General features: G+C 68.0%; 15 protein-coding genes. 13 read left to right on the forward strand and 2 right to left on the reverse strand.

Translation table 11 applies throughout. The annotated features are described in order from the left end of the window. The 13 genes from HWX03_RS02760 (at position 1) to HWX03_RS02820 (ending at position 17,114) form a co-directional block, all read left to right on the forward strand. On the forward strand, positions 1 to 561 hold the full coding sequence (locus tag HWX03_RS02760) for an MSMEG_0567/Sll0786 family nitrogen starvation N-acetyltransferase (RefSeq protein WP_175870509.1): 561 nt from the start codon (positions 1 to 3) through the stop codon (positions 559 to 561). Next, on the forward strand, positions 558 to 1,544 hold the full coding sequence (locus HWX03_RS02765) for a sll0787 family AIR synthase-like protein (protein WP_175870138.1): 987 nt from the start codon (positions 558 to 560) through the stop codon (positions 1,542 to 1,544). The genes HWX03_RS02760 and HWX03_RS02765 overlap by 4 nt, the downstream gene beginning before the upstream one ends. After that, on the forward strand, positions 1,541 to 2,725 hold the full coding sequence (locus tag HWX03_RS02770; protein WP_175870139.1) for an MSMEG_0565 family glycosyltransferase: 1,185 nt from the start codon (positions 1,541 to 1,543) through the stop codon (positions 2,723 to 2,725). Before HWX03_RS02765 ends, HWX03_RS02770 begins: the two co-directional genes overlap by 4 nt. 9 nt (positions 2,726 to 2,734) lie before the next feature. Further along, positions 2,735 to 3,019: an MSMEG_0570 family nitrogen starvation response protein gene (locus tag HWX03_RS02775; RefSeq protein WP_175870140.1), complete on the forward strand. Its 285-nt coding sequence runs from the start codon at positions 2,735 to 2,737 to the stop codon at positions 3,017 to 3,019. A gap of 56 nt (positions 3,020 to 3,075) precedes the next feature. After that, positions 3,076 to 4,377 (forward strand): MSMEG_0569 family flavin-dependent oxidoreductase, encoded by a 1,302-nt coding sequence (locus HWX03_RS02780; RefSeq protein ID WP_175870141.1) that lies wholly within the window; start codon positions 3,076 to 3,078, stop codon positions 4,375 to 4,377. A 5-nt stretch (positions 4,378 to 4,382) separates the two neighbouring features. Beyond that, entirely contained in the window at positions 4,383 to 5,216 is an 834-nt protein-coding gene (locus HWX03_RS02785) for a Pnap_2097 family protein (protein WP_175870142.1), read from the forward strand. Then, the gene (gene scpA, locus HWX03_RS02790) at positions 5,213 to 7,354 is read left to right on the forward strand and encodes a methylmalonyl-CoA mutase (RefSeq protein ID WP_175870143.1); all 2,142 of its coding nucleotides are present in this window, start codon (positions 5,213 to 5,215) and stop codon (positions 7,352 to 7,354) included. The genes HWX03_RS02785 and scpA overlap by 4 nt, the downstream gene beginning before the upstream one ends. Positions 7,355 to 8,495: 1,141 nt before the next feature. Continuing rightward, positions 8,496 to 9,494: an FHA domain-containing protein gene (locus HWX03_RS02795; RefSeq protein WP_175870144.1), complete on the forward strand. Its 999-nt coding sequence runs from the start codon at positions 8,496 to 8,498 to the stop codon at positions 9,492 to 9,494. Continuing rightward, positions 9,491 to 13,537 carry a TOMM system kinase/cyclase fusion protein gene (locus HWX03_RS02800; RefSeq protein WP_175870145.1) on the forward strand — a complete coding sequence of 1,349 codons (4,047 nt, stop codon included), beginning with the start codon at positions 9,491 to 9,493 and terminating at the stop codon, positions 13,535 to 13,537. The genes HWX03_RS02795 and HWX03_RS02800 overlap by 4 nt, the downstream gene beginning before the upstream one ends. A 33-nt stretch (positions 13,538 to 13,570) precedes the next feature. Further along, positions 13,571 to 13,915, forward strand: coding sequence for a BMA_0021/BMA_0022 family TOMM bacteriocin (locus HWX03_RS02805; protein ID WP_174434338.1), 345 nt, complete (start codon positions 13,571 to 13,573; stop codon positions 13,913 to 13,915). Between the two features lie 16 nt (positions 13,916 to 13,931). Further along, positions 13,932 to 14,294: a BMA_0021/BMA_0022 family TOMM bacteriocin gene (locus tag HWX03_RS02810; RefSeq protein ID WP_175870146.1), complete on the forward strand. Its 363-nt coding sequence runs from the start codon at positions 13,932 to 13,934 to the stop codon at positions 14,292 to 14,294. 80 nt (positions 14,295 to 14,374) lie between these two features. Continuing rightward, positions 14,375 to 16,612, forward strand: coding sequence for a TOMM precursor leader peptide-binding protein (locus tag HWX03_RS02815; RefSeq protein ID WP_175870147.1), 2,238 nt, complete (start codon positions 14,375 to 14,377; stop codon positions 16,610 to 16,612). Positions 16,613 to 16,901: 289 nt separating this feature from the next. Further along, positions 16,902 to 17,114 (forward strand): hypothetical protein, encoded by a 213-nt coding sequence (locus HWX03_RS02820; RefSeq protein ID WP_175870148.1) that lies wholly within the window; start codon positions 16,902 to 16,904, stop codon positions 17,112 to 17,114. Between the two features lie 60 nt (positions 17,115 to 17,174). Here the strand turns inward: HWX03_RS02820 and HWX03_RS02825 are convergent, their stop codons facing one another. Beyond that, positions 17,175 to 17,600: an NUDIX hydrolase gene (locus HWX03_RS02825; RefSeq protein ID WP_175870149.1), complete on the reverse strand. Its 426-nt coding sequence runs from the start codon at positions 17,598 to 17,600 to the stop codon at positions 17,175 to 17,177. A 218-nt stretch (positions 17,601 to 17,818) separates the two neighbouring features. Continuing rightward, the gene (locus HWX03_RS02830; protein WP_175870150.1) at positions 17,819 to 19,207 is read right to left on the reverse strand and encodes a nucleobase:cation symporter-2 family protein; all 1,389 of its coding nucleotides are present in this window, start codon (positions 19,205 to 19,207) and stop codon (positions 17,819 to 17,821) included. Positions 19,208 to 19,263 lie beyond the last annotated feature (56 nt).

Raw genomic sequence — 19,263 nt, forward strand, 5'->3', positions numbered from 1 at the left:
ATGTACTGCGTAGAGATGGGGCTGGCCGACAGCCGCGACACCTACCGTCCTGCCGAATACCGGATCAAATGGGCGGAGCTTCCGTGGGAAATCGATGAAGCACACAAGCTGCGCCGGGCCGTATTCTGCATCGAGCAAGGGATCTTCGTCGGCGACGATCGCGACGATATCGATCGCCACGCGCAATTGCTGGTCGCGGTCAGTTGCTGCGCCGGGCTGCCGGAGCAGGTGGTCGGCACGGTGCGGATTCATGAAACCGTGCCCGGAACCTGGATGGGTTCGCGGCTCGCGGTGCATCCGGCGTTTCGCAGGCAGGGCAGGATCGGCTCGATGCTGATCGCACTGGCCGTCAGCAGCGCCCATGCCGAAGGTTGCGGGACCTTCGTCGCACACGTGCAATCGCAGAACGTGCCGCTGTTTCGTCGGCTTCACTGGGATGCGCTCGGCGAAGAATCGTTATTCGGACGTCCTCATCAACTGATGCAGGCCCAGCTTGCACACTATCCGCCGTGCGGCACGCCGTTCGAGGGTTTCGTCCTGCGGTCGGAGGGGCGGCCATGAATGTCGAGGATCGCATCGCCACGCTGCGCGCAAGCCGCGGCTTCCAGCACAAGCACGACATCTCCGGCGTGGTGGCGTCGCTCGCGGCGGCATTGCCGAATGGCGAACGGGATCTCGCACAGGCGGTGGCACTCGGTGACGACTGCGCGGCGATCCCCGACGCGGACGGCTACCTGCTGTTTGCGATCGAGGGCATGGTCGGCGATTTCGTCGAGTCGATGCCGTGGTTCGCCGGGTACAGCGGCGTGATGGCGAACGTCAGCGACATCTACGCGATGGGCGGGCGGCCGATCGCCGTCGTCGACGCATTGTGGAGCGACGGAATCGACGCCGCGCGGCCGGTGCTTGCCGGGATGGCCGCGGCTGCGTCGGCGTATGGCGTGCCGATCGTCGGCGGCCACAGCAACACGCGCAGCGCGCAGCGGCAACTGGCCGTATCGATCCTGGGCCGGGCGCGCGCGCTGCTGTCGAGCTTCAGCGCGCGGCCGGGCGATCGCCTGATGATGGCGGTCGACCTGCGCGGCGCATTCGAGGAGCCGTATCCGTTCTGGAATGCGTCGGTCGGCGCGCCGCCGGCCCGGCTGCGCGGCGATCTCGAGATGCTGCCGACTTTGGCTGAAGACGGGCTGTGCGATGCCGCGAAGGATATCTCGATGGCGGGCGTGCTCGGTACGGCGCTGATGCTCGTCGAATGCTCGCGCGTCGGCGCGCGGATCGCGCTCGACGCGATCCCGCGTCCTCCCGGCGTCGACTTCGATCGCTGGCTGACGGCCTTTCCGAGCTACGGGTTCCTGATGGCAGCGCGGCCCGCGCATGCCGACGCGATCGTGGAACGCTTCGCGGCGCGCGGACTCGCGTGCGCCGTGATCGGCGATATCGACGCAACGCGCGAGGTCGTCGTCGAAGAGGCGGGCGAAACGGCGGTGCTGTGGGATTTCCGGATCGAGCCGTTCATGACCGGCGTCGGCGGAGGCGTCCGATGAGCGGCGATACGTTGCGCATCGCGCTGCTGACCCACTCGGTCAATCCGCGCGGCGGTGTCGTGCACGCACTCGAACTCGCCAGTGCGCTGCACGAAGCGGGAAGCGACGTCACCGTGTTCGCGCCGGCCGCGCCGGGCGAGACGATGTTCCGCGATGTCCCGTGCCGCGTCGTGCTGGCGCGCGTCGATGGCCATCCGCGCGGCGTCGCGGAAATGGTGCGTGCGCGGATTGCCGCGATCAGGCACGCATTGCTGGCGCACGATGCGGGCGGCTTCGACGTTCTGCATGCACAGGACAGCATCACGGGCAATGCGCTGGCCGAGCTGAGGCAGTCAGGCGCAATAGACGGATTCGTACGGACCGTGCATCACCTCGACGTATTCGACGATCCGCAACTCGAACGCTGGCAGGAACGCGCGTGGCGAGCGGCGGACCAGGTGCTGTGCGTGAGCGCTGCGTGGGCGGCCGCGATGCACAAGACGTTCGGCGTCGACGCAAGCGTAGTGCCCAACGGCGTGGACGTCACCCGGTTCGCTCGCGTGGGCCAGGCGGACATGCAGGCGGTGCGGCAGCGGTTCGGCCTGCACGGCGCGCCGGTTGTCCTGGCGATCGGCGGGATCGAGCAGCGGAAAAACTCGATCGCGTTGCTCGAGGCGTTCGCCCGGCTGCGCGGCACGATGCCCGACGCACGGCTCGTGATCGGCGGCGGCGCGAGCCTGCTCGATCACGACGCCTATGCGCGCCGCTTCGTCGCGCGCGCCGCCGCGCTCGGGCTGGGGATCGGTTTCGACGAACCCGTCGTGCCGACGGGGCCGCTCGACGATGCGGCGCTGGTCGCGCTGATGCACTGCGCCGACGTGGTGTCGATGGTGTCGATCCGCGAGGGATTCGGTCTGGTCGTGCTCGAGGGGCTTGCTTGCGGAAAGCCCGTCGTCGTGTCCGAAATCGAACCGTTTACCGAGTATCTGGACGAGCACGCGTGCGTGTGGGCCAATCCCGCCGATGTGGATTCGATCGCCGACGCGCTGCGCGACGCGCTCTCGCGACGGCGTGCTCCCGATTTCGCCCATGCGGTCCCCGCACTGCTGAACCGCTTCACATGGGAAGCGAGTGCGCGCAAACATCTGGACATCTACCAGGACAGGCTGGCGCAGCGTGCGCGAGCATCGTCCGCCGAGTAAGGAGGCATCATGCCGGTCATGCATTTTCGGGTCCGTTGGCCCGACCAGTCGGAAACCCATTGCTATTCGCCTTCGACCGTGGTGTCGGAATTTTTCACGCCGGACACGCAATACGCGCTCGACGACTTCGTCGAGCGAGCGCGGCGCGCACTGGGTATCGCGTCCGATCGCGTACGCGAGAAATACGGGTTCGCGTGCTCGGCCGCGATGGACGAGCTGGCACGGATCGAAGCGCACGCGGAACGATTTGCGCCGCAGGGCGATGCGACCGTGACCGTCATCGAGCTCGTTTAGGGCGCCCGGCACGCAAGAATCTACTGTCGTCTTCAACCAACATTCAGGAGTGCATCATGTCAAGCGAACCCGTTGTTTCATCCAGCCTCCCGGATATCGATGCCCATCTCGGCGTAGCCGTCATCGGCGGCGGGCAGGCAGGACTGTCGATCAGCTATTACCTGAAGCAGGCAGGTATCGGTCATCTCGTATTCGAAAAGGAGACCGTGACGCACACGTGGCGCAAGCAGCGCTGGGACGCGTTCTGTCTCGTGACACCGAACTGGCAGTGTGCGCTGCCGGGCTATCCGTATCGCGGCGCCGATCCGCACGGCTTCATGACGAAGGACGAGATCGTCGAGTATCTCGACGGCTTCATTCGCAGCGTCGATGCACCGGTGCTGGAACATACCGCCGTCGAACGTGTGACGCGCGACGCGGACGGACGCTATCGCATCGCGACGTCGCGCGGCGCGTACACGGCGGATCGGGTCGTCGTTGCATCGGGCGGCTACCATCGGCCGATCGTGCCGCGGATGGCCGAGCGGTTTCCGGCAACGATCGTGCAGATCCAGTCGTCGGAATACCGGAATCCGGCTGCGTTGCCGGACGGGCCGGTGCTCGTGGTCGGATCGGGACAGTCGGGTGCGCAGATCGCGGAAGACCTCCACCTCGCCGGGCGAAAGGTGTTCCTCGCGGTGGGCGAGGCACCTCGCTGTGCCCGTTTCTACCGGGGCAGGGACGTCGTCGACTGGCTGGCTGACATGCAGTACTACGACATGCCGGTCGATGCGCATCCGCTGCGCGAAGGCGTGCGCGACAACACCAACCACTATGTGACCGGCCGCGACGGCGGGCGCGACATCGATCTGCGCCGCTTTGCCGTCGAAGGGATGGAACTGTACGGCCGGCTGGAGGATTTCACGAACGGGCAGCTGCGATTCTCCGCGGATCTGTCGACGCAGCTCGACAGCGCGGACGATACGTACAACCGGATCAATGCCGGCATCGATGCCCATATCGAGAAGAACGGGATCGCGGCGCCGCCTGCGACGCGCTACGAACCCGTGTGGCGTCCGGCCGGCGAGCGCGCGACGCTCGATCTCGCGGCCAGCGGCATCGCATCGGTCATCTGGTGCATCGGCTTCACCCCGGATTTCAGCTGGCTGGATGCGCCGGTCTTCAACGGTCGCGGCTATCCCGCGCACCGGCGCGGCGTGACGCCGGTTCCGGGGCTCTACTTCGTCGGGCTGCCCTGGCTGTACACGTGGGGTTCGGGGCGATTCTCCGGCGTGGCGCGCGATGCCGCCCATATCGTCGATCAGATCCAGACCGAGATGACGGCCGCGCGGTGCTCGGCCGACAGCCTGGCCGCCTGACGCCGATGCATACCGCCATCCATCGCTATCGGGCCGGCATGCCGCAACTCGCGCACACGGGGCTCGCGGAAAACTGGTTGCTCAAGGAGTGCGGGCAACGTCACTGGGACGCGCTGGCCGCGCATAGCGGCCGCGACGTCCCCGAATTCTTCGACGACGAGGGGCGGCGTGCCTATGCGTCGTTCGTTGCGGTGCGCGTCGACATGAACCGCCGTCACGCGATTCGCGAGAACGACACGTTCGCGCTTCATGTCGCGCTTCACCGGGTCGGCCCGATTCGCCATTTCAGCGAACAGCGGATCCGGTACGGCGACGACGAAGCCGGTATCGTGCGGATGATGTCGACGTTCGTGACGCGCGAGCACGCCGGCAGTAACCGCTCGGTGGTGAAGGCGCGAATGACCGGTGTCGACGGCCGCACCGGACCGGTCCCGGCCGACGCGCTGTCGATGGCGGAACGGGCGAAGAAGCTGCGGGTGCGGGATGCGTCGATCGTGCCGGCGCTCGCCGGCCTCGCGGAGGACGATGGCGCAAGCGTCTCGTTCCTGCCGTGCCCGAACATGGATTTCAATGGTGCGGACCTGCTGTACTTCGCCAGCTTCCAGGCATTCGTCGACCGCGCGGAATGGCAGCATTACCGCTTCGCGCACGCACCGGTGCTGGCGGCGCGTCAACTGTACTTCCACGGCAATCTCGACATCGGCGATGCGTTGACCGTGCGTTTCGTGCGGGCCCGACCCGATGCGGATAGCCTGCTGCACTGGAGCGAAATCGTGCGCGACAGCGACGGGACGAAGATTGCCGACGTGATCACGCAAAAGCGCTGGAGTCGGGCATGAACGAAGCGGCAATCAAGGCGCCGGGCGCCGACGTGGAGAACGTCGCGCGGAACGATCGAGGCGCGCGCACGGTGCCGCTGCGGACACTCTACACGCCGCGCGATCTCGAAGCCGTCGCACACCTCGACGGCATGCCCGGCGCGTGGCCCTATGTACGCGGGCCGTACGCGTCGATGTATACCGATCGTCCATGGACGATCCGGCAATACACGGGGCACGCGGACGCAGTGGATTCCAATCTCGCGCTTCGCACGGCGCTCGAGCAGGGCGCGCAGGGACTGTCCGTGGCATTCGACCTGGCGACGCAGCGCGGCTACGACTCGGATTGCGCCGAGGCGCGGGCCGATGTCGGCGTGGCCGGCGTCGCGATCGATACGGTCGAGGACATGGCGCGGCTGTTCGACGGTATCGCGCTCGACCGCACGACCGTGTCGATGACGATGAATGGCGCGGTCCTGCCGATCATGGCGGCATTCGTCGTGGCCGCCGAGGAGCAGGGCGTGCCGCCCGAGCGGATCGGCGGGACGATTCAGAACGACATCCTGAAGGAGTATATGGTCCGCAATACGTGGATCTTCGAGCCGGCGCCGTCGATGCGGATCGCCGCCGACGTCGCGTTGTGGCTGGCGCGGCATGCGCCGCGCTTCAATGCACTGTCGGTGTCGGGATATCACTTCCAGGAAGCCGGCGCCGATGCCGTGCTCGAACTCGCGTTGACGCTGTCGAACGCGCGGGCGTACGTCGACACGCTGGCCGCACGCGGCATGCCCGCGGATGAAGCCTGCGCCCGTCTGAGCTTCTTCTTCGGCGTCGGCAGCGATTTCTATACGGAAATCGCCAAGCTGCGCGCGGCGCGCCTGCTGTGGGCGGAGATCGCACACGCGTGCGGCGCGCGTTCGCCCCGGGCATGCGCACTGCGCATGCATTGCCAGACATCGGGCTGGTCGCTGACGGCACAGGAGCCGGAAAACAACATCGTTCGCGTGACGGCGCAGGCGATGGCCGCGGCGTTCGGCGGCACGCAGTCGCTGCACACGAATGCGTACGACGAAGCGCTTGCGCTGCCCTCCGCGGCGGCGGCGCGCCTCGCGCGCAACACGCAGCTGATTCTGCAGCACGAAACGGGACTGTGCGACACGGTCGATCCGTGGGCCGGTTCGTACATGATGGAGTCGCTGACGGACGGCATCGCAACCCGCGTGCGCGCTGAGCTGGCTGCGATCGACGCGCAAGGCGGCGTGATCGCCGCGATCGAGTCCGGCTGGGTCAAGCGGCGCTTGCTGCATGCCGCGGCCGCGACGCAGGCGCAGGTCGATTCCGGGCGTCGGACCGTGGTCGGCGTGAACCGTTTCGTCGCGAGCGATCCGACGGACGCGTTCATGGTGCGCGAGACGGACGGCCGTCATGTTCGTGCCGGGCAGGCGCGCCGAATCGCAGCCGTCAAGGCCGCGCGCGATCCGGCGCGGGTGGCGACGGCGTTGCAGCGGCTGGCCGACGCGGCGTGCGACGGCACCGGAAACCTGCTCGCACTGGCGATCGACTGCATGCGGGCACGTGCGACCGTCGGGGAGTGTACGCGCGCGCTGGAATCGGTATGGCCGCGGCATGCCGCGGCGGTGCAAGCGTACGGGGAGGGTGTATACGGCGACCATCGGCGAGGCGATGCCGCATGGCGGGCGGCGAAGGGCCGCGTCGACCGGCTGGCGAAGCGTGCGGGACGCAGGCCGCGCATCGTGATCGCCAAGCTCGGCCAGGACGGACACGACCGCGGTGCGGCCGTCGTCGCTGCCGCGCTCGAGGACGCCGGATTCGACGTCCTTCGCCTGCCGCTTTTTCAGCAACCCGCATCCGTGGCGGCAGCCGCGCAGGCGCATGGCGCCGATATCGTCGGCATTTCGTCGTTGTCGGGCGCTCACCTCGAGCTCGTCGACGGGCTGCTCGACGAACTGGCATTGCATCGCGCCGAGATTCCGGTGGTGCTGGGCGGCATCTTTCCCGCCGCGGATGCGCGACATCTGAAAGCGAAGGGCGTCGCGGCGACTTTCGGACCGGGCACACCGCTCGACGCAATCGTCGAAGCGCTGTGTGCATGTATCGAGCGGGCTCGGTGTGCACATACGGCGGACGGCGCGAGCTGACGCTGGTCGGCCGGCCGTTCGTGCGACAGTAATCGCATCGCGCGAACGAGCGGCTGGGCGCCGCGTCACGCGATTACGGCGACGCCGCCTGCCGCCCGCACGCCTTGGCCGGCATCGAGCACGAACAGCGGATTGATCTTGGCTTCGACGAGCCGCGCGCCGAGCCGAGGCGCCATCCGCGAGAACACGACGAGTGCCGCGGCGAGCGAACGACGCGGTCATCCCGGGTGCGGGCGTGCAGGCTGCCGTGCCGAGGTCGATTCCCCCGTTGATCCCTTTCGAAGCGGCGCCGTGCCGCCGGTCGTCGACGTGACCGGACTGCTTCGCGCGTTGATCCGTTCGTCTTGAGCTTTCCTCGTCGGTACGTCGAGCTTCGCGCAGCCAGCGGTGACGGCGAGACGGGGTACGCGTCGCGTGTCCCGAGCGAGGAAAATCCATCCCTGCCGTGACGGGTCCGCAGAATTTTTCCGATTCGTATCCCGAAGTAAAGACTGGGAATCGCCGAGGCCCGGATCTGGAAGGCAGGAGTATCTTTCGTGCGCGTTGAGATATGTCCCGATTATGCGGCGCGGAAAATTATCCGGATCGCATTATCCAGATGCGATGATTCTTGCGTCGAAACGATATGCCTTGATAATTGAAGAAGTGAAGATTATTGCAATCAAAACGCTGCTGTGGATTGTGCGATTTTCGGAAACGATCAAACTGATTTTTATCTCGTCTTGAGGGTGAAGCGGGCTTGTCAGCCTATCCGGGCGCTGTATCAGGCATCGAGTGGGTGGGCCGCCAGCACCCTCGCACCGCGCGTGACAAGCTATTCGACCCTTAAGTTTTCCCTGCAATCCGTCGAAAATGTAAAGCATTGCAATGTGAAATCGCGGGCTGATTATTTCGGTTGCTGTGCGCGGTTTTATTTGGCAGGATTTTCATCACGTTGCTCGGCGCCAAAAAACGACGCGGTCGATAATTCAATTAACGTAAATGGCACGCTCCGGATGAGCAACGGTTTGACGGAAATATGACAAAAAAGGTGGCGAGGCGGCGAACAGGCGACATCGTTCGCAATTGGTGAATCAATCGCTTGCCCGGCAGCGTCGATGCATCACGCCATCGATCCGGGCGATTCCGACACGGGGCGGTCATGGCGATACTCAAGAACGATGCTTCCGGAGAAGCGTGCCTGCTGCGCGCATATCACGTGTTCGGCCGCGATCCCGCGCGGTGCGACACGGTCATCCGGGACGCCTCGGTGTCCCGGGTCCATGCCCATATCCGCTGGAGCGGCGGGCTGTGGGAACTGCACGATCACAGCAGCAACGGCACGTCGGTATCGGGCGTGCCGTTGCGCGACGGCGAGCACGCGGTGCTGCGACCCGGCGACGTGATCCGGTTCGGCCGGGCCGGTATCGCGCCGTGGCGTGTCGATGTGCTCGACGATCCGGCCGATACGCTGTGGCCGATCCGCGGCGTCGCGCCGCCGATCGTGCTTGCGCCGCGCCAGAGCCTGCCTGCCCGTGCCGCACAACCGGTCACGATCGTCCGGTCTGCGTCCGGCGAATGGCTGTGTGACGACACGTTGCCGCCGCGCGCGCTCCATGACGGCGACGAAGTGTCGACCGGCGAGTGCACGTGGCGCGTGACGCTCGTGAGCTGCGGCTCGACGATGATGCTCGCCGCGCCCGCCGATCCTGCCATCCCGGCGCAACTGCTCGAATTCTTCGTCAGCCGTAACGAAGAGCACGTGCGCACGCTGTTGCACGTGCGCGGCGGCGTGGTCGACCTCGGCGAGCGGGCTCATCACTACAGCCTCGTCACGCTTGCGCGCGCCCGCTCGGCCGACATGCAGGCCGGCTACGACGCCGCCTCGCAAGGCTGGATCGACCTCGACCGGCTGGCGCACATGCTCGGTATCGATGCGTCTCATGTCAACGTGCAGATTCATCGCGCGCGGAGCCAGTTCGCATCGCTGCCGGGGCTCGACGCGGGCCAGCTCGTCGAGCGCCGGCGCGGCAGCGTCCGCTTCGGCGATTTTCCGTTCCGCATCATGCGCGGCGAGCATCTCGAATGCCAGTCGGTGCCGGGCGCGCTGCGTATCGGCGCACCTCGTCCCGCGTCGGGCCCGGTCGTCCATTACTCGTGAGGACGGGAGAACCGGCCGTGTTGCCGACCGTGCTCCGCGCGCCCGTCGTGCCGGGCGCGTCCGAATCGCGGCGGCCCGTCGCGCCGTTCGCCGAGCTTGCCGGCAAGCGGCGCTACCGGCTCGGCCCGCTGCTCGGCGAAGGCGGCAACGGCGTGGTGTTTCGTGCGACCTGCGGAGAAACGGGGCAGGCGGTCGCGATCAAGCTGATGCGCGACGATGCCGCGCGGACCGCCGCGGAGCGCGCCCGCCAGCGTGCGCGTTTTCGGCGCGAGACGAGCCTGTGCGAAGCGCTGCGGCATCCGAACATCGTGGCGCTGCTGGACCAGGGGGAAGCGCCGGACGGGCGGCTGTTCGCGGTATTCGAACTGGTGCAGGGCCGGACCGTGCGCGACCGGCTCGCGGCGGAGGGGCCGCTGTCGGCCGTCGACACCGGGCGCCTGATGACGGAAGTGCTCGACGCACTGGCGGCCGCGCATCGGCGCGGCATCGTGCATCGGGACCTGAAACCTCAGAACATCGTGATCGCGATGGCCGATGACGGGCCGCACGCGAAGCTCCTCGATTTCGGCATCGGCGCATTGCTGCCCGGCGCGGAAGACATCGCGCGACAGACCGCGACGCTGGCGACCGAGGTGCTCGGCTCGCCGTCCTATTGCGCACCCGAGCAATTGCGCAACGCGCCGCCGACGCCGAAAAGCGACCTCTATGCATGGGGCCTCGTCGTGATCGAGTGCCTGACGGGCGATGTCGTCATGCACGGCACCAGCGTGGCCGAGATTCTCTATCAGCAGCTCAGCCCGGTGGATGTCGCGCTCCCGCCGTCGATCGCGTCGCATCCGCTCGGCTCGGTGCTGCGGCGCGCGCTGAACAAGAATCCGGAGCAGCGCGCCGCGTCGGCCGACGAACTGGCGGAGCAGTTCCGCGCGCTGAACTTCGCGGCGCTCGTTGGCCAGTTCGACGCAAGCCGCGCCAGCCGGCAGCGGCGCCCGCACCCGTTCGCGCCGCGTGGCGACACGATCGCGGCGGCCGGCGAGTACCGGCAGGTCACCACGCTGTGCTGTTGCGTGACGATTGCCGGGGAGGGCAGGCAACGCCACGCGGGAACGGATCATGGCGACTTGCTCGACGGCTACCAGGAGCAATGGCTGACCCAGTGCGCCGACATTGCCGTCGGCTATGGCGCGCACGCGGGCGGGCGGCTCGGCGACACGCTGCTGTTCCATTTCGGGCTGCAGGGCGACATCGACCGGCCCGCCCGCCGCGCGGCGCGCGCGGCGCTCGACATGGTGCGGGTGGCTGGGCGCGCGCGGCTGCCGGTGCCGGCGACGGTCGGCGGCATCAGCGGCGGCGGCGAAGGCTGGCGCGTCGAAGTGGCCGCTGCGATTCACGTCGGGCAGGTGCTCGCGCATGCATCGCACATGTCGGGCGTATCGACGCCCGCCGCGGCGTCACGATTGCTGAGGCTTGCCGGACCCGGGCAGATCCTGATCAGCGACGATGCGCGGCTCGCGCTCGAACGGCATGCCGACCATCGGCCGACTGCGCTCCGACTGCCGCACGCGGGCCTCCTGCCGCAGCCGGTTCATGAATTGTTCGGCGAGCGGCGCGCCGATACGCCGTTCGATTCGCTCGACACCGGCGTGCGGGTGCCGCTGGTCGGCCGCGCGCGCGAACTCGACGCGCTGTTGCGCCACTGGCAGGAGACGCTCGCACGCTATCGTCGCGCGATGCGCGGCGAGCCTGCGCCGCACGGCGTGCCGCGGCTCGTCGTCGGCGAAGCGGGAATCGGCAAGTCGCGCCTCGTGCACGAGCTGTGCGGGGCCGTGCGGAGCCAGGGCCACGCGTTCGCGCATTGCGGGTGCCTGCCGGAACGCGAGAACCATGCGCTGTTTCCGATCCTGCGGTTCATCGGCGCGCATTGGCATATCGACGCCGACAGCCCGGCAGGCGGCGCACTCGACGCGATCGACGCGATGATCGCACCGCTCGAGTGCGACCATGCGGTGGCCCGCGCCGCGCTCGCGACCTGGCTGGGGCTGCCGTGCGATGCGAAGGGGTTCCTGTGGTCGAGCGCACGTGAACGGCACGCGCTGTTCGACGTCCTCGAGCAATTGATCGCGTCGCTCGGCAACGGTGCGCCGGTGCTGCTCGTCGTCGAGGACGTCCAGTGGATCGACCGCTCGACCGAGGATTTTCTCGCGTACCTGCAGCGCTCGCCGCGCGCGGCGGCGCTCGCCGTCGTCTTCACGTCGCGCCCCGACAAGCTCGGGCGCTGGCGCGGTGCGACCGAGCGCCTGGTGCTGCGCCGCCTGCCGCGCGACGATGCGCAGCGCCTGATGTCGGCGTACCTGGGGCGGGGCGCGCCGGATCCGGCCTGGCTCGACCTGCTTGCCCGTCGCACGGCGGGCATCCCGCTGTTCATCGAGGCCGTCGCGCGCGAGCTGACGACGAGCGGCGCGGACGGTTCGCTCGCGGGGCTGCGGGCAGCGGATCCTTCTCCGCTGCCGCTCAGTCTCGGCGGCATGCTCGGTCTCGCGTTCGACCGGATCGACGGCGCGCGCGACACCGCACAGCTCGCCGCGACCATCGGGCTCGAGGTCGATGCGCAACTGCTCGCCGACGCGTCGCCGCACGATCGGACCACGCTCGACGGGCATCTGCGGCTGCTGCTCGAGGAGCGGATCGTGTACGCGCAGCATCGGCGCGATCGCGTGTTCTATGCGTTCCGCCACGCGTTGATCCGCGACGCCGCCTATGAATCGATGCCGCCCGCCATGCGGCGCGGCAACCATGCGCGGGTCGGCCGCGCGCTGATCGCGGAAGCCGATCGGGGCGCCGGTGCGCACACGTTCGGTATCGCCGGGCACTTCGCGCGCGCGGGCGCCCTGGCCGACGCGATCGCGCATGGCATCGACGCGGCGCGCCGTGCGCTCGAGGGCGCGCGGTACGACGACGCGATCCGCTACGGGCAAGCCGTATTCGAATGGCTCGGCCACGCCGACTACGCGCAACGCGAACACGACAGCGCGCGCATCCGCACGACGTTGACGCACGCGACGATGGCGCGGTTCGGCTGGGCGGACCCGCAGGTGCGCGAGCATGCGGAGCAGCTGCTGCGGCAGGTGCAGACGCTCGGCGACCCGGCGCTCGAGATCAGCGCGCTATGGACCTTGTCGACCTACTACCACGTCGCGGGCGACCGTCCCACCGTGCGCGGGATCGGCTTGCGGCTCGACGCGCTCGCGACCGCGCGCGGCGATGCCGGCGTTCAGGTCGCGGCGGACGCGATGCGCGGCATGAGCCTGTGGGTCGACGGCCACTATGCGCGCGCCCGCGCCGCGTTCGAAGCGGTGCTGGCGGGCTACGACGTGCGGCGCGACGCGAGCCATCGCCGCATCCTCGGGCTCGATACGCGTGCGTGGACGATGGCGTCGCTCGCGAGCGTGCGCTGGTGCATGGACGAGGATCCGCGGGCCGCGCTCGCGATGGCGCACGACGCGGTGTACTGCGCGACCTGCCTCGACCATTTGCCGACGCTCGGCGTCACGATGATGTACCTCGCGCGCACGTACCAGCTTGCAGGCGATCGCGACGCGGCGCTCGCGCTGTCGGAAACGATTCTGCGCCTGTCGGAAATCCACCGGCTGCGCGCGGTCGAGCACTACGCGGCGATCATTCGCGCGTGGGCGCACGGGGATCGCGCGGGTGTCGTCGAGCATCTCGATGCGCAGCGGCAGTCGGGCGGACTGCTCGGGCTGACCTACTACGCGTCGCTGCTGGCGGAGCTGGATGCCGCGCGCGGCGAGCACGGCGCCGCGCTTGCCCGGATCGAAGCATGCCTTGCCTGGTGCGAGTCGACCGGGGAGCGATATTACGAAGCGCAACTGCTGATGAAGAAGTGCGAGTACTTGCGCCTGGCCGACCCGCGGTGCGGCGGCGTGGCCGCGCTGGACGCGTGCCGGCGCGCGGTCGAAGTTGCAACGACGGCGGGCATGGGCCGCATCGCCCGGCTCGCCGGGACGCTGTTGCAGTCGTTGCCGTAAGTGGTTCCATTCGTCAATCAGGAGAACAGAGAGATGAGCAAGGATCTTCGATTACCGACGTACGAGCAGTTTCTCGAATACCGCGCCACCGTCATCCGGGCAATCGCGCTGGCGTGGCATTCGCCGCCGTTTCTCGACGAACTCGAGGCCGACCCGATCAAGGCGCTGCGCGAGCATTTCGACTATCACTTTCCGTTCCGGCTCGACCTGAAGGTGCAGCCCAAATCGTCCGAGTGGACGCCGACCGTCAACGGCGACTGGACGGCCGGCCGGCGAAACAAGCTCACGCTGTACCTGCCGCCCGCACCGGCGGACGAAGCGCAATTCGCGCAGGCGCTGGCCGCCTACAACGCGAACCACATCACCATCATCGAATGACCGCGGGGAAACCGACATGGCAAACAACAACGCGAATCCGACGCTCGAATCGATGCTGGAGTTCCAGAAGGTCTATCTGCGCGCGATCGCGCTCTCGTGGCGGAATCCGGAATTCAAGGGCGAGCTGCTGGAGAAACCGCTGGAGACGCTCGCGAAATACTTCGGTTACCAGTGTCCGTGGATCGTCGACGTCGAGATCGTCAAGACGCACGGCGATCATGGCTGGCAGCGCCACGGCGACGGCAGCGGGAGCTGGCACCTGCCGCGCAACGTGATGACGGTCGGCATACCGGAGCAGCCGGTGAGCCTGGACGAGGAGGCCGTTGCGCTCGCGGCCTACTGCGACGCCGGGCCGAGTTACCTGTTCACCTGCTGCTGACGCGGCGCGTCCGCGTCCTGCACCGTCGCGCGGCCCCGGGGCCGCGCGACGTTCGTTTACCCGCCGTATGGAACCCGACGATGCTCGATGACCTGTCGCGCGTGTTGCGCTTCAAACCGCATTTGCTGGTGCTCGATGCCGGGCCCGAGACCCTGTTCGTCGTCGACGAATTCAAGCGCGTGATGCTGTCCGGCGCGATCTTCGTGCAGATCGCGGCGTGCCTGCGGGCACGGATGACGATTGCGGAGATCGTGACGTCGCTTGCCGGTGCGTTCGGCGAATGGGACGTGCTCGCGCGTCTCGATCAACTGGTGCGGCGCGGGTACGTGCGTGCGGACCAGCCGCACGACGACGATGCGGCGCGCGGCTTCTTCGAGCGTGCCGGGCTCGACGGCGACGCGGCCTGCGCGCACGTCGCGCAATTGCGTGTCGCGGTCGAGCGGTTCGGTGCCGACGATACGGCGCTCAGGCGCGCGCTCGATGCGGCCGGCATCGACGTCGTGACGGAGGCCGGGCTGACCGTCGCGATCGCCGATACGCACGATCGCGACGATCTCGCCGCGTGCGCCGCCCGCGTCGCGGCGCGCGGCGGGGCGTTGCTGGTCGTGACGACGGGCGGCATGCAGACGCTGATCGGGCCGTTGCTGGTCGGTGACGACGCGCTCGCCGACGCGCCGTGCATCGAATGCGTGCGCTACTGGATTCGCGTCAACCGGCCCGTCGAAGCACTGCTCGCACGCCATCACGGCAGTGACGCGGTGCGTCTGCCGCAGGCGGCGTCGCGTGCCGCGGCCGCCGCCGCGGCGGCACTCGTGGCGGCAACGGTCGAGCAGATCACGGTCAACCCCGCGGCATCGGAACGGGCGCAGGGGCATATCGTGGCGCAGCGCATCGATACGCTGGCCGCCGAGCGGCACCGCGTGGTGAAGCGTCCGCAATGCCCGTGCTGCGGCAATCCCGCGTGGATGCGCGAACAGGCGGCGCGCGCGCCGCGTCTCGCGGATCGTGCGCCGCTGGCGCGTGCCGACGGCGGCTACCGTACCGCCGATCCGCAACTGGTGTTCGCGCGTCATGCCCATCTGGTGTCGCCGATCAGCGGCGCGATCGCTTACCTGCACCCGATGCCGAAGCGGCACGCGGGCCTGCGCAAGGTCTACGCGTCGGGCTTTCTCGTGTGCCCGGCGGCCGTGCCGGGCAGCAACCGCTTCGACAGGATCTGCTCCGGCAAGGGCCGCACGGACGAGCAGGCCCGGGCGAGCGCGCTGTGCGAGGCGCTCGAGCGATTCAGCAGCGTGTACCAGGGGGACGAGGCGACGCTGACGGGAAGCATCGAAAGCCTGCTCGCCGATCCCGCCTGCGACGCCGCGCCGATCCATGTGAACGACCTTCAGCAGTTCAGTGAACGGCAATTCGACGCGCGCGACGCGATCAACGCGCTGACCCGCGATGTTCGCAAACAGGTGCCGCCGCGCTTCACCGCGCGCGACGTCATCGACTGGACGCCGGCCTGGTCGCTCGTGACCGGCCGGCGCCACCTCGTGCCGCTGAGCTACTGCTATGCGGAAACGCTGGACAGCGCGCGGGCGCCGGCCGCCTGCGTGCACAACCCCAACGGCTGCGCGGCGGGATCGAGCGTCGACGAGGCGATTCTGCAGGGCATGCTCGAATTGATCGAGCGCGATGCGGTCGCGATCTGGTGGTACAACCGGATCGCGCGCCCCGGCATCGAACTGTCGAGTTTCGACGATCCGTATTTCGATGCGCTCGTGCGCGAATACGCGACGCTCGGATGGCGCTTGTGGGCGCTCGACCTCACCGCCGATCTCGGCGTGCCGACCGTGGCCGCGCTCGCGGAAAATCCGCAGGATGGGCGCTTCTCGATCGGCTTCGGCTGTCATCCGGACGGCGCCGTCGCGGTGCAGCGGGCGCTGACCGAAGTCAACCAGTTGCTCGACGTCGCGGCCGACGCGCCGCACCCGTGGGATCGCGACAAGCTCGCGGACACCGGCTTCCTGTATCCGGCGGCCGATCTGCCCCGCACGACCCGCTCGACGTGGCCGCCGATCGGCGCCGCGTCGCTGCCGGCGGCGATCGAGCAGGGCGTCGGACGCATCGCGGCGGCCGGCATGGACGTGCTCGTCGTCGACAAGACGCGGCCCGACCTCGGCCTGTCCGTCGTGCAGGTGATCGCGCCGGGGCTGTGCCATTTCTGGCCGCGCTTCGGCGCGCCACGGCTCTATTCGGTTCCCGTTCGAATGGGCTGGCGCGGGCAGCCGCGCCGCGAGACGGAGCTGAACGAGGCGCTGCTGTTTCTCTGACGCGTCGGTCGCCGCGGTCGGCCGGCCCGGCACCGCATCGACTGGAGTCGCGCGGCGGCCTCGGCCGGCTTGCCCGAGCGCCGCCGCGCGGCGCGGCTTCGATGCCGGATCGTGCCGCGACGATCGGGACGCGGGCCGGAGGCAGACGGTCGTGAACGGTAAAACTTGATCGGCAAATGCCCGGGGGCGCAGCGAATTATTTTCCGGCTATAGTGGAACGACTGGCGGTAGACGCGGTGCTGTTTGCGAGTGCCGGCCAGGTCATGACTGGACTGTAGACGGGTGCTGTATGAAACATAAAACCGACAAGACCGCCGGACCGATCTGGGGCGTGGCAGCAGGATTGCTTCTTGCTGGCGCGGGATTGAGTCTCGGTATTTTCCCGGCGGCGCTGCGCGGCGCGGGAAGCGCAAACGACTTCATGGCGTCCGGCGTCACGATGCTGGGCATCTTCCTCGTCGTCTATTCCACGCACGAACTGCGAAGAAAGCGCTCGTACTGAGCGTTCGCGCACCGCTGATTCACGACGATCGACTCGAGCCGGCCGACGGCTCGGGATGCGCTACGTCTTGCGGATTTCGTGGTTGTAGACGAGTTCGACGATGCGCTTCGTCGGAATACTCGTGCGCAGACGGTCGACACCGTCGATCGGAAACCACTTGCATTTCTCGATCTCGTTGTTCGCTTGCGGCGTCTGGTCCGGCCCGACTTCCGCGAAGAACACGTGATGGACCTTCGCGAGCCCGGTGAACTGCATCGAGTACACCAGATGCTGGCCGGTCATGCCGGTTTCTTCGCACAACTCGCGATGCGCGGCTTCGAGCGGGGTTTCCCCGCGCTTGATCGTGCCGCCGGGAAGGGCCCAGCGCGACGCCGCACGCGTGACGAGCAACACGCGCCCGTCGCGATAGCAGACGACGGTCGCGCGTTCCTTGATCGGAACGGCAATCGTTTCGGGGGTGTTGTCGGGCGCGAGGATCGGGGGCATGCCGTGATTCTAACCAGCACAAATCGATCGGCCAAGGCAGCCTGACCGGGTTTGACGATTGATTGCCGCCGATGCGCGGTCGGCACGCTGCGTGACACGCCCAAAGCACAAGGCCGGTGGCAGGGCCGTGCGCCGGGCCCCTGATGCCGTTTGGCACGACGACCGACGCGGCCCATCCCACGCGCCACGTTGTCGTGCGGTTCGCACCGCGATTGCTTTTACTTCTTTTCCGGCAGGAACCAGTTCATCACGAGCGCGCAGATGCCGCCCGTCGCCACGCCCGATTCCAGCACGTTCTTCAGTGCATGCGGCAGGCTGTTCAGGATGTCCGGCACCTGCGACACGCCGAGGCCGAGCGCCAGCGACACCGCGATGATCAGCAGCGCGCGACGGTCGAGGTGGACGCCCGCGAGGATGTTGATGCCCGACGCGGCCACTGCACCGAACATCACCATCGCCGCACCGCCGAGCACGGGCTCCGGCACCGCCTGCAGCACGCCGGCGACGACCGGGAACAGGCCGAGCACCACCAGCATCCCGGCGATCCAGATACCGACGTGACGGCTCGCGACGCCGGTGATCTGGATCACGCCGTTGTTCTGCGCGAATACCGAGCTCGGGAACGTATTGAACACGCCGGCCAGCAGCGAGTTCGCGCCGTTGACGAGCACGCCGCCCTTGATGCGCTGCATCCACACCGGCCCTTCGACCGGCTCGTTCGAGATCTTGCTGGTGGCCGTCACGTCACCGATCGCTTCGAGCGACGTGACGAGGTAGATGATCAGCATCGGCACGAACAGCGCCCACGAGAAGCCGATGCCGAAGTGCAGCGGCGTCGGCACCTGGAACAGCGCGGCCTGGTGCATGCCGGTGAAATCGAGGCGGCCGAGGAACGCGGCCGCGAGATAGCCGATCACAAGTGCGATGACGAGCGCGGTGCTGCGCACCCAGACGACCGGCACGCGGTTCAGCAGGATGATCGTGCCGAGCACGAGGCCCGACAGCGTGAGATTCTCGGCGCTCGCGAACGTGCCCTTGGCCATCGCGCCGTAGCCGCCGCCCATGCTGATCAGGCCGACCTTGATCAGCGTGAGGCCGATCAGCAGCACGACGATGCCGGTGACGAGCGGCGTGATCAGGCGCTTCACGAACGGCAGGATGCGCGACACGCCCATCTCGATGAACGACCCGGCGATCACGACGCCGAAGATCGCGGCCATCACGGTCTCGACCGGCGTGCCCTGCTTGACCATCAGGCTGCCGCCGGCGATCAGCGGGCCGACGAAGTTGAAGCTGGTGCCCTGGACGATCAGCAGGCCGGCGCCGAGCGGGCCGAAGCGCCTGCACTGGACGAAGGTGGCGATGCCGGAAATCACCAGCGACATCGACACGATCAGGGTCGTATCGCGGCTGGACACGCCGAGCGCCTGGCAGATCAGCAGGCCCGGCGTGACGATCGGCACGATGATCGCCAGCAGGTGCTGGAGGGCGGCAACGAAGGCGACCATCGGCGCCGGCCGGTCGTTCGGGCCGTAGACGAGGTCGCGGGCCGCTTCTGCGGCGTCGGCGCCGTGGGAGGCGGTTTGGGCGGAGGAGGCGGGTTGCATGGCGAGCGGGCCGGACAAGGTGGAAAGTGCGGCATTTTAGCCGAAGGGCCCGCCGG

The organism is Burkholderia sp. BCC0397, from assembly GCF_902832865.1.
In the GTDB taxonomy this organism is placed as follows: Bacteria; Pseudomonadota; Gammaproteobacteria; order Burkholderiales; family Burkholderiaceae; genus Burkholderia.

Excerpts from the sequence above, each read along its gene's own strand:
- HWX03_RS02795 (WP_175870144.1), top strand. The coding sequence starts at position 8,496 with ATGGCGATACTCAAGAACGATGCTTCCGGAGAAGCGTGCCTGCTGCGC.
- HWX03_RS02830 (WP_175870150.1), bottom strand. The coding sequence starts at position 19,207 with ATGCAACCCGCCTCCTCCGCCCAAACCGCCTCCCACGGCGCCGACGCC.
- HWX03_RS02825 (WP_175870149.1), bottom strand. The coding sequence starts at position 17,600 with ATGCCCCCGATCCTCGCGCCCGACAACACCCCCGAAACGATTGCCGTT.
- HWX03_RS02805 (WP_174434338.1), top strand. The coding sequence starts at position 13,571 with ATGAGCAAGGATCTTCGATTACCGACGTACGAGCAGTTTCTCGAATAC.
- HWX03_RS02770 (WP_175870139.1), top strand. The coding sequence starts at position 1,541 with ATGAGCGGCGATACGTTGCGCATCGCGCTGCTGACCCACTCGGTCAAT.
- HWX03_RS02810 (WP_175870146.1), top strand. The coding sequence starts at position 13,932 with ATGGCAAACAACAACGCGAATCCGACGCTCGAATCGATGCTGGAGTTC.
- HWX03_RS02780 (WP_175870141.1), top strand. The coding sequence starts at position 3,076 with ATGTCAAGCGAACCCGTTGTTTCATCCAGCCTCCCGGATATCGATGCC.
- HWX03_RS02785 (WP_175870142.1), top strand. The coding sequence starts at position 4,383 with ATGCATACCGCCATCCATCGCTATCGGGCCGGCATGCCGCAACTCGCG.
- HWX03_RS02775 (WP_175870140.1), top strand. The coding sequence starts at position 2,735 with ATGCCGGTCATGCATTTTCGGGTCCGTTGGCCCGACCAGTCGGAAACC.
- HWX03_RS02820 (WP_175870148.1), top strand. The coding sequence starts at position 16,902 with ATGAAACATAAAACCGACAAGACCGCCGGACCGATCTGGGGCGTGGCA.
- HWX03_RS02760 (WP_175870509.1), top strand. The coding sequence starts at position 1 with ATGTACTGCGTAGAGATGGGGCTGGCCGACAGCCGCGACACCTACCGT.
- scpA (WP_175870143.1), top strand. The coding sequence starts at position 5,213 with ATGAACGAAGCGGCAATCAAGGCGCCGGGCGCCGACGTGGAGAACGTC.
- HWX03_RS02765 (WP_175870138.1), top strand. The coding sequence starts at position 558 with ATGAATGTCGAGGATCGCATCGCCACGCTGCGCGCAAGCCGCGGCTTC.
- HWX03_RS02815 (WP_175870147.1), top strand. The coding sequence starts at position 14,375 with ATGCTCGATGACCTGTCGCGCGTGTTGCGCTTCAAACCGCATTTGCTG.